Raw genomic sequence first — 8,834 nt, forward strand, 5'->3', positions numbered from 1 at the left:
CAGGTCTTGGCGCGGTCTACCCATCCGGCCCTGCTTGGGTAGCAGCGGCTCGATGAGCTCCCACTCCGCATCGCTGAGGTCAGAGGGATACGCCTCACGATCGCCAGCCACCTCAGCAGCATGCCCTACCAAGACCCACATCTGAAACAGTCACTTAGCTTCCCATTCGGGCATGCCTTCGAGCATGGGGTTGCCGCACTCGAAGTTGATGAGGTCCTGCAGTTGCCGCGCGAACCAGCGGGCCCGCTCCTGGGGCGTCTTGGCGATGAGGTCGCGGAACAGGTCGTTGTCGTTCTCGAACATGGCTGGCTCCTCGGTCGGTGGTGTGTCGTCCAGGCGGGACTCGACAGACGATGCAGGACGTCGAGGTGGGCTGGCCAGGTCGCATCACCCGGTTGGTATCTGCAGCGTGTACCGGGTGTTGTTCGTGCTCAGAGCGTCTGAAAATGCCTCCACGAATGGGGTAACGACCCGTGGGCGGCTCGCATCGACGTGCCCAGACAGGCGGCGCTGCTGATGGCGAGTTCCGCCGCCTAGACCTGGCCTGTACGAGGCGAGGACCGACCCGGCAGGTCCGCGCGCACGGTGCGATTGGAGGATGTCGCGGTGTCTGAACTCGACCTGCGAGGCGACCGCGACGGGCGTGCGGTGCCGGTGACCGTCCGGCCTGTGACGTGGTCCTGTAAGCGCGGCGGTGCGTCCGCATGAGCCTCGACGACCTGTCCAAGATCCGTGGGCTGTTGGCAGGCCTGGTGCTGGGGGACGCCTACGCCGTCGCCGTGGGCCCATCTGCTGGCCGGTCTGGTGCTCGGCGTGGTGGCAGCCGCCTCGAGGGGGAGGGGCCTCTGCGGATCGGTGTGGCCAGCCAGCTGGCGTGCTTCAGCGTCGATGCCCTCATCCGCGCTCCCATGCGCGAGCACGACCGGGGCGTGCCGACCAAGCGGGCGGTGCTGTCCTGGTTCTCCCTGCGACGGTGGGGACGCCTGCAGGGCCTGCCCGTGGCCGAGGACCCCGATGCGTCCCCGTACTCCGCACCTCAGTACGACAACTGGCTCAGTCGCGTGGAGGCGCTCACGCAGCGCCGGGGCTCAGCGCCGGCCACCGCCGCCGCCCTCACCCAGCGACTGGGCAGCGGCAGCGCCCTCCCCCCGGCTGGAAGCCTCGGCGCGCACGCCCTCATCCGGACCCTGCCGTTCGCGGCCGCCGCAGCTCGTCCCGAAGGGCGAAGGTGGTTCGGTGAGGGCCGCACCGTGGCCGCGCAGACCCATGCGCCCGCGGCTGCTGACCTGGCCGAGCTCCTCGCCCGCGTCGCGGCCGCAGCGTGGCTGACCGGCAGCGTCTCGGAGGGGGTTCGACTGGCCGTGGCGATGGGAGCGGACATCGCCGGATCGGACGGCGTGGCGACTGACGGCGTGGGCAGCGACGGCGGCGGCATCCTGCACGAGGTACTCAGCGCCTGGTTCCAGCTCGGTCCCGGTACCGGTGCCTTCGCGCAGCTTCCTGCGACCAGCACCGCCGAGGCCGCGGTGCGCGGTGGCTTGCTGGCGGCGATGGCTCCGCCGGCGGGCTCGAACATGCTCGACGCCTTCCACATCGGAGCTCTGGCACCGCGACCGGGCGCGGTGCTGCCCGTGGTCGGGGCCCTGGTCGGCGCGGCCTACGGCATCGAGGCTCTTCCCCAGCACCTGCTAGCTCGCGTCGAGATCGCCGACGTCGTCGACGACCTCGCGCACGACTACGCCTTCACGCTAGGCATCACCGCGTCGCGTCGAGACCTGGGATCCTGGTACCCCACCGTCTGACCGGCTACCGGACCGGGACTGCGCAGGGCGGGATGGCGCAGGACCAAACGGCGCGGGTAGGGCCAGCGAGCGGATTCAGCGAACGGCTGAAGATCCAGCTAGGTCCACAGCGCGGTCGGGCGGCCGGGCAGAACGCTGGCGGTTCAAGGCTGGCTCAGGGCTGGTGGCGCACTGCGGGGGAGACCGGAGCGAGGACAACGCTCAGAGCGTCGGTACTGCTGAACGCCCAGGCCAGCAGGCGAGCGTCGCCGCCGTCCGATGGTGCAGCGCTGGTCATCGTGACCGGACCGTGCAAGGTGGTCAGGGTCTGAGCCAGGTAGCTGGCGGCGAAGGTCACCTCCCAGGCACCTGAACCGCTGGCAGTGTTGGTGGCGTTAGTGGTGACGGGGACCTGTCCCAGCTCGACGCCAGCGCTGTCGAGGACCGTCAGGATGCCGCGGTCGTGGCGCAGCACGATTCGCGCCTCCGCGCCGCCGCGCGCAACTGCCTCGCGAGCCAGCCGGCTCAACCGAGCGGCGCAGCTGCGCGCGAGGCTGACGCAGCGCGGGCCGGTGACGCTCTCCAGGCGCAGATGGGGGAAGTCGCGCGAGGAGGCGGCGGCGATGGTGATGCTCGCCGTCAAGCCGCCGCCCGCCGCGCGGTGTGCACTGCCGGCGTCGGGCGCAACCCTGGCCAGAGAAGCCCTGAGCTGTACGCGCCCCGAGGCGATGGACAGGGTGAGGGGTGCGGTGCGGTCCACGCGGCTCAGGACCCGGGTCGCGGCGGTGAGGTCGTCAGCGGGGACGACGATGTTGGTCGCGGCATGCAGCCAGGAGAACGTGCTCTGCCACCGCGTGTAGCGGTGAGCATCAGTGGAGGCCAGGTAGATCGGCGCGTCGTCGGGAAGGACGATGTTGATGCCGTACAGCGGCATCGGCCGCATCGAGGCATCCACTACGGCCGTCGTCGTCGTAGTGGTGACCGCCAGCGCACGCAGGTGCACGGCCAGGTCGCCGGCGGGCATGGTGAGCACTTCCCGTAGCCCATCCCCTCGCTCCGCGCCGCGGCTGCTGCTCGCTTCGCCGATGACCTCGCAGGGAGCACCACTGGGCACTTCGCCGTAGAGCTGGTCCACGGTCTGGGCAGGGACGCGCTCTGCGACGTTGCCAGCGGCCAGGACGAGGTGGTTCTCACCGACCTGCGCGAGCACGCGGTTCTCGCCGCCGCAGCGGCGACCGCGCGAGCCGCCCTCACCGCCAGCCGCCAGCTCGGCGACGGCGGACTTCAGCCGCCTCATCCCCACGACGCAACGCACCGCATCCACTTCGGGTGCATCTGCGCCGAGCGTCGTGCCCTGGGTGTCCGTGGCGCCTGTGCCCATGGGCAGGCTCACCCGGACGTCGACGGAGCCGTCGTGAGCGCGCAGATGAAGCCTGCCGTCCGCCAGCTCGCAGGCGATCCCTTCGCGCGGCGCTCGCCGGGCCACGCCACGGGCCAAGATGCTCGAGGCCGCGCGAAGGTCCGCGACGCTGCAGCCGGAGACGGCAACGGCTGAGGTGGAGGTGGAGGTCATCGCAAGGTCTCCTGGTGTCAAGGCGATCGAGATGGCGAACGAGTCAGGGGCTGGAGGTGGGGTGTCGAGCGTTGTTGAAGGAGAGGCGGTGTGTTCGCCCGAGGTGGGCGCGCGGTTCGGCATCAGTCACGTGGCGGTTGCACAGGGCTGTCGGTGGAGGACGTCGCGGACTGCGTGCGCGCCACGAGCTTGGCCTCGTGGTGCCGGTGAACCATCTGGAGCACGACGTGCGCGGTGCCACCCACGACGGTTGCAGCGCAGACTCCGAGCACGAGCGTTGGCGCAACGGTCTGCAGGTGCGCCGCGCCGGCCGGGGACAACAGGCCCTGCTGGACGAGCTCGTCGCTCAGGGCCGCCGGTGCGACCAAACCCCCCACGGACACCACCACGTCCACGGTGAACCAGGTCAGTGCAATCCACCCGGGATGCCTTAACCGGCCCGTGACGGGTAGGCCCAGCTCGAGATCGCGAAGCCGCGCGGCCCGATGCTCACGGACGTACAAGCTGGCTGTGAGAAGCCACAGACCGAACCCGGTGAACAGGGTGAGGAAGGCGAGTCTGTACAGCCACCCGGTGTCGTTGAGAAGCGTGATGGCGAACAGGATCAGCGCCAGGCCGAAAACCATGAACACCAGGCCTACAGCGCGTTCGGAGGTGCGCCGGTGGCCGCGGCGGCCGCTGCACAGCTTCGCACCCAGTGCGAGCGTCCCGACGCCGCAGGACAAGACCACGAGGAAGCCGATGCTCAACACGAGGACGACGAAGATGTTCACGATCGAGAGCTCCTACGGGCCGGGTGGGGTGGGGTTGGTCAGCCGGTGGTGGGCGAGGCCGACACGTCGGGCAGCTGCCTCGCGTGCTGCCTGTCAGTCGACCAGAGCCAGCTGCAGGGTCGATGGCGCAGATGACGGCAAGGGCGAGCGCAGAGCCTGCAGTTGCAGACGGTCCTCGCTGGTGAGGTTCGGGTCGCCAGGGTCTGGGGTCCAGACCACCTGGGCCTTGGCGGGCTGGCCGTGGATGTCGGAACAGATCCCCCGGCCGCGGACGTGGGAGCTGATTTCGGAGGCGATGATGCTGTCCCACATCACGTAGGACTCCTGGAAGTTGGCTGCGCCGACCCATAACCGCTGGTACCCCGCCAGCATCGTTTCGCGACGTCGGCAGCTGGTGCTGCGCAGCGCAACGTGGATGTTCGCGCACCGTCCCTCCCGCAGCAGGACCCCAAGGATCTGTAGCGGGTGCATCTGCCCACTTGCCTCGGGGCGCCGGGGCCGCGCCTCACCCTGTACCCCACCGTGCGCCCCGTCCTCGTTGACCAGGCCAGACGGGTCGGCTTTCTCTGCTGGCTTCCAGAGGGCATAGAAGTCGGCGTAGTCGTCGATGGCGAGGAGGGTGGGTGGCAGGTCGCCACCGTTCACCGTCCTGTCTCGCAAGTGTCGGCAGCGCCGCTCGAACTCCTCGTGCAGCGTCTGCAGGATGAGGGTGGCTGATCGTGCGTCGTGCTGACCGGCGACGGCGTGAACGTTGGGCCACCCGCGCAGGCTTTCCAGGCGCCGATGGACGGGGTCGATGACGTAGGCGGCCCCACCATGAGCAGCCCAGCCGAGGATGGCGGTACGAAGGGCGTTCGTGCCGCCGGCGCCGCGCGGGCAGCCACGAGCAGGTGGGGGTCGCAGGCGGGTCTCCACGTGAGCCACTGCTTCGTGTCGCTGTGAGCGAGGACAACCTCGAGGCGGCCGCCGACGGCGGCAGCGGTCGTGGGGTTGCGGACGAGGACATGCGGTCCTGCGAGCCTGGTCATGACGCTCCTCAGGGGTGGTTGAGGGCAGTGCCGGTGTCTGTTCTGGATCTGAGCAGTGGGGCAGGACCCGTCGTGCGAGCTGCAGCCGGGCGCCGACGTCACAGCCGCCGCGTCCGTCCGACGTTCCCTCAGGACTCCCGGATGGGGTGACCGGCGGCCTTCGCGACGCGCTGGTGGCGCAGGAGCCTGCGCCCGGCGAGCGCCAGAGCGACGATCGGCAGACCGATGCCGACCAGCGCGCCGACGACGCTCCAGAACACGAAGAGGGCGCCGGGCTCGGTGTGGGCGACCCAGAGCTGGTAGGCCAGCAGCGTGAGGGCGCCGGCGGTGTTGAAGGACCAGATGAGGAGGCTGCTGCGGTTCGAGGTGTTGCGGTTCACGATGTGGTCTCCCTTGCGCGGGTGTGGTGCCGGGTGTGCGAGCGTGCGGGTCGGTGGATCTGTCTGGTCGGCTGCGGGAGCAGGACCTACCGGCAAGAGCCGCTGCGGGGCCCGAATGTGACAGGCCCGAAGGCCAATCCCGTCGGGGCGTCCTCCACGTCGCCGTGGCGAGCACTGGGTGTCCCGTTGTGGCTCGTTGTCGGCTCCGAGGTGCCGTGGGCGACATGCCCAGGTCGCGTGAGCCTGCGTGCACCAGCCGCGACCGCGGCGGGCGGCGCGGCCTGAGCGGCGGTCCAGGTGGGTCAGTACCCGAAGCTGAAGCGGCGGTTGAGCATGGCGGGGTCGTCGCAGGCTGTGACCTGTGCGTCGTAGGTCGCGTGTCCTGCGGTGCGCCCGGTGCCGGTCAGGGGCCGGATGACCGCTTCCGCCCAGTCGTGGTAGGCGTCGGCGTTCTCGTCATCGGTGTTGGGGGCGGGCACGGTGATGTTGCGGATGTCCGTGACGACCTCGTCGCCATCGTCCACGTAGTAGTTCTCGATGCGCAGCGACAGCGTGAGGGTGGGTTCGGCCACTTCGGTCTGAGACGAGGTGGCGGGTACGTTCGTCATGGTGTGGGTACCTCGAGGGTGATGGGCGGGGCACTCGCTGTGTGTCCCCTACTGCACTAATACTAACACCCGCAGACTATCTGTGTCAGCTGGTCGCTTACGATCGGTAGAAAGTCCCTTGACGCGGGTTCGGCAGCCGATGCTCAGGCCGCAGGGATGCGCGAGAGCATCCGCAGGTAGCCGACGAGTTCGGCGCGGTGCAACTCCGCGTCCGCGAGGGCGCGGTGGGGCTTAGCGTGAAGGTCGCGCTCGAGGTCCACGAGGTCGTTGCGTCGAGCGAACTGCAAGCCCCGACGGATCACAGCAGCATCCAACGTCCCGAACCGAAGACGAGTGTTCGTGGCCGGCAGGTGCGCGCGCAGCCATGGCTGATCGTGGTGAGACACGCCAGATCCTGCAAGCACGACGTCGGTGCAGCCGCCGGTGCGGTGGTCCAGCCAGGCAGCGAGCCGCTGGTCGATGTCCTCGACCGGTGCGCCGTCCCGCACCGCCTCGACCCACAAACCCGACTTGGTGTGCATTTCACAGACCACAGGCACCATCGTCGACCAGGTCTCGCCGGGATGAACGGGACAGACGAGGAGCGAGATCGCGTCGATGGGGGTGAGGTCCGTGTCGTCTCGGCAGAGAATCCCTCCCACCTCCAGTAGTGACGCACCGGTCTCGCGTACGTCGGCGTTACCGGAGTCCTCCAGGTCAAGAACCAGGACGAAACCGCCACCGGTCGGCACGTGAAGCATTCGATCCTCCAGAGGCTTAGGAACCATCGTAGAAACCCAGTCTCGCACTCACGTCCGACACGCGGTGAAAGTACTCACGACCGACGCGCCGGAGGCCCTTCGCGCCCGGTCCAGATTCTGCACTCCAGTGGCGGTCGGTGACGCTTCGACTCCGTCGGGCAACGTCGCCGGATGCGGTGGCCCCTCTCGATGAGTTGGGCTACTTGCGCACTGGTCTAGAGCCTGCTCGCGGGGCAGGCCCGGGTGAGCTGCGGCGCTTAGGCCGTGAGGTGGGGTGGTCTCATCTACCACCCCACCTACCCTGCTCAGACGGTGATGTTCTCGATCCGTTCCAGGGTCGCGTCCTCGATGTTGATGTCGCGCCAGTCGTCGCTGTCCAGGCGCAGACGCACGTCTTCGTAGTCCACGCCGCAGACCTCCAGGCTGTTCTGCAGGAAGGAGGGAAGGTCGCCCTCGTCGGAGGTGATGAGGTCGGCCTGCATGTTGACGCGGATCACCGCATCGAAGGTCACCGTCGTGGCGTAGGGGATGCCGATCTCGTCGAGCGCGTTGTTCACTTCGCTGCACCAGTTGTTGGCGCGCGCGTAGCGCTGCGCCACGGCGCGGACGTTCTGGCGAAGGTTCTCCTCCTGCACGCGAAGCTGGGTGTTCTGCTGCTGCAGCTGCTCGATCTGCGCGCGCAGTTCAGCGGTGGTGAGGTCCGCGGGAGGCTGGGGCGAGGCGTTGGGCTCCTGGGTGCTCGGCGCGTCGGATGCCTGGTGCGTTGAGGTTTCGACGGTCATGGTCTGTCCTCTCAGGTGGCCGGGGCGGTCGCTTCCGTCCCCGATAGACAAACACTAACACCCGCAGACGATAAGTGCAAGAGCTGCGGGGCCGTCGAAGCCCGGTGCTGAGTGCACCGGCGCTGGACGATGAACGCGTGGCCGTGGCCGCTTACGGCGAGGTGCGCGACCAGAGTGCGCTGAAGCCGGCTCGTACTCGTTGGACAGGCGCGCATGACTCGGTGAGCCGTTGTTGCAAGCCTGAGGGGTGTGACACCCTCGCGGGCGCGCCTGCCTCCCATGACGAGATCACTGCACGCCTGCTGGCGGTGGCGAACGACCCTGAGCGTCCCAAGGCCTACCGTCACCTGGCTCGAGGAGCTGCCTCCGGCGACATCGTCCTGTGCGGTGATGGTCGGGGTGGACATCGTCGAGCGCTCGAGGCGAGCTTGGAGCTGTGGGAGAAGCACACCCCCGACGCGCAGGAAGTGGCTGCGCTGGAGCGGACGCTGTTCGGTGACGACCGCCCCTGGTGGCGGCGCTGGTGGTCCTCAGCGTCCCAGCGCCGGCACAACGACTGAGGGCCTGTCCTACGTATCTTGGGCAGCCGCGAGTACAGGACCGGATCGCGGCATGACCGTGACGTCCTGGTGTTGAGCTGGAGCAGGTAGTTCAGCTGCCGCCGACGGTAAGGGTGCTCCCGTGGCACGGGCAGGTGTCGGAGACGACGACGCGGTAGGCGGTCACGGGGTCGCCGGTGACGTCGAAGGTGACGACCTCCGCGGGCGCGCCGTTCAGGGCGTACCCCTGTCGCTTCCCGTCGGGCCGGCAGGGACCGTCCGCGTGGTTCGCGCCGTCGACGACGGCCGCGGGTAACCACGTCCGCTGGTCGCGGTGGTGGACGACGATGGTGCTGGTGGTGGGTCCGGTGCAGTCGATGACCAGGAAGGCGTGACCGCTGGCGGGCAGGACCGCGGTGAGTGAGGTGCCTACCGGCTGGGGGGAACCGTCGAGGTGGGCCTCGTGGGTGGAGACGGTCAGCGTGGTGCCCGGAGGCAGGGCCGGAAGGGGGGTGACGGTCTCAGTGACTGTTTCAGATGTGCGGTGAGGGCTGCGCCGGCCTGGTCAACCGGCGCAGCATCATCCGCGTGTAGGCAATCTCAACCATGGCGACCGCCGCACTCGCCAAC

At 68.9% G+C, this 8,834-nt stretch carries 11 protein-coding genes; 2 read left to right on the top strand and 9 right to left on the bottom strand.

The features are described 5' to 3' along the window. Together CLV37_RS29155 and CLV37_RS27950 are read right to left on the bottom strand one after the other, a co-directional pair. A partial coding sequence (locus CLV37_RS29155; protein WP_146149480.1) for a transposase occupies window positions 1-141 on the bottom strand: 141 nt, incomplete at its 3' end. Window positions 142-150: 9 nt separating this feature from the next. Beyond that, a complete protein-coding gene (locus CLV37_RS27950; protein ID WP_170127533.1) occupies window positions 151-303 on the bottom strand; it encodes a hypothetical protein in 153 nt (50 codons plus the stop codon). Between the two features lie 401 nt (window positions 304-704). Between CLV37_RS27950 and CLV37_RS26375 the strand changes: the two genes are divergently transcribed. Then, on the top strand, window positions 705-1,802 hold the full coding sequence (locus CLV37_RS26375; RefSeq protein WP_106215714.1) for a hypothetical protein: 1,098 nt from the start codon (window positions 705-707) through the stop codon (window positions 1,800-1,802). 154 nt (window positions 1,803-1,956) lie between these two features. Here the strand turns inward: CLV37_RS26375 and CLV37_RS26380 are convergent, their stop codons facing one another. The 7 genes from CLV37_RS26380 to CLV37_RS26415 all read right to left on the bottom strand — a co-directional run bounded on the left by CLV37_RS26380 (window position 1,957) and on the right by CLV37_RS26415 (window position 7,665). Then, window positions 1,957-3,354, bottom strand: coding sequence for a hypothetical protein (locus tag CLV37_RS26380; RefSeq protein ID WP_106215715.1), 1,398 nt, complete (start codon window positions 3,352-3,354; stop codon window positions 1,957-1,959). 122 nt (window positions 3,355-3,476) lie between these two features. After that, window positions 3,477-4,127, bottom strand: coding sequence for a hypothetical protein (locus CLV37_RS26385; protein ID WP_106215716.1), 651 nt, complete (start codon window positions 4,125-4,127; stop codon window positions 3,477-3,479). 93 nt (window positions 4,128-4,220) lie between these two features. Further along, window positions 4,221-5,042, bottom strand: a complete 822-nt coding sequence (locus CLV37_RS26390) for a hypothetical protein (protein ID WP_146149624.1) — start codon at window positions 5,040-5,042, stop codon at window positions 4,221-4,223. 241 nt (window positions 5,043-5,283) lie between these two features. Next, window positions 5,284-5,535, bottom strand: a complete 252-nt coding sequence (locus CLV37_RS26400) for a hypothetical protein (RefSeq protein WP_106215719.1) — start codon at window positions 5,533-5,535, stop codon at window positions 5,284-5,286. Between the two features lie 302 nt (window positions 5,536-5,837). Next, window positions 5,838-6,107, bottom strand: coding sequence for a hypothetical protein (locus CLV37_RS26405; protein WP_106215720.1), 270 nt, complete (start codon window positions 6,105-6,107; stop codon window positions 5,838-5,840). A 179-nt stretch (window positions 6,108-6,286) separates the two neighbouring features. After that, on the bottom strand, window positions 6,287-6,874 hold the full coding sequence (locus CLV37_RS26410; RefSeq protein ID WP_146149625.1) for a 3'-5' exonuclease family protein: 588 nt from the start codon (window positions 6,872-6,874) through the stop codon (window positions 6,287-6,289). A 314-nt stretch (window positions 6,875-7,188) separates the two neighbouring features. After that, a complete protein-coding gene (locus tag CLV37_RS26415) occupies window positions 7,189-7,665 on the bottom strand; it encodes a hypothetical protein (RefSeq protein ID WP_106215722.1) in 477 nt (158 codons plus the stop codon). A 137-nt stretch (window positions 7,666-7,802) separates the two neighbouring features. Between CLV37_RS26415 and CLV37_RS27275 the strand changes: the two genes are divergently transcribed. Beyond that, entirely contained in the window at window positions 7,803-8,225 is a 423-nt protein-coding gene (locus CLV37_RS27275) for a hypothetical protein (protein ID WP_146149626.1), read from the top strand. The last annotated feature ends 609 nt before the right edge of the window (window positions 8,226-8,834 follow it).

The organism is Kineococcus rhizosphaerae, assembly GCF_003002055.1.
Classification (GTDB): domain Bacteria; phylum Actinomycetota; class Actinomycetes; order Actinomycetales; family Kineococcaceae; genus Kineococcus; species Kineococcus rhizosphaerae.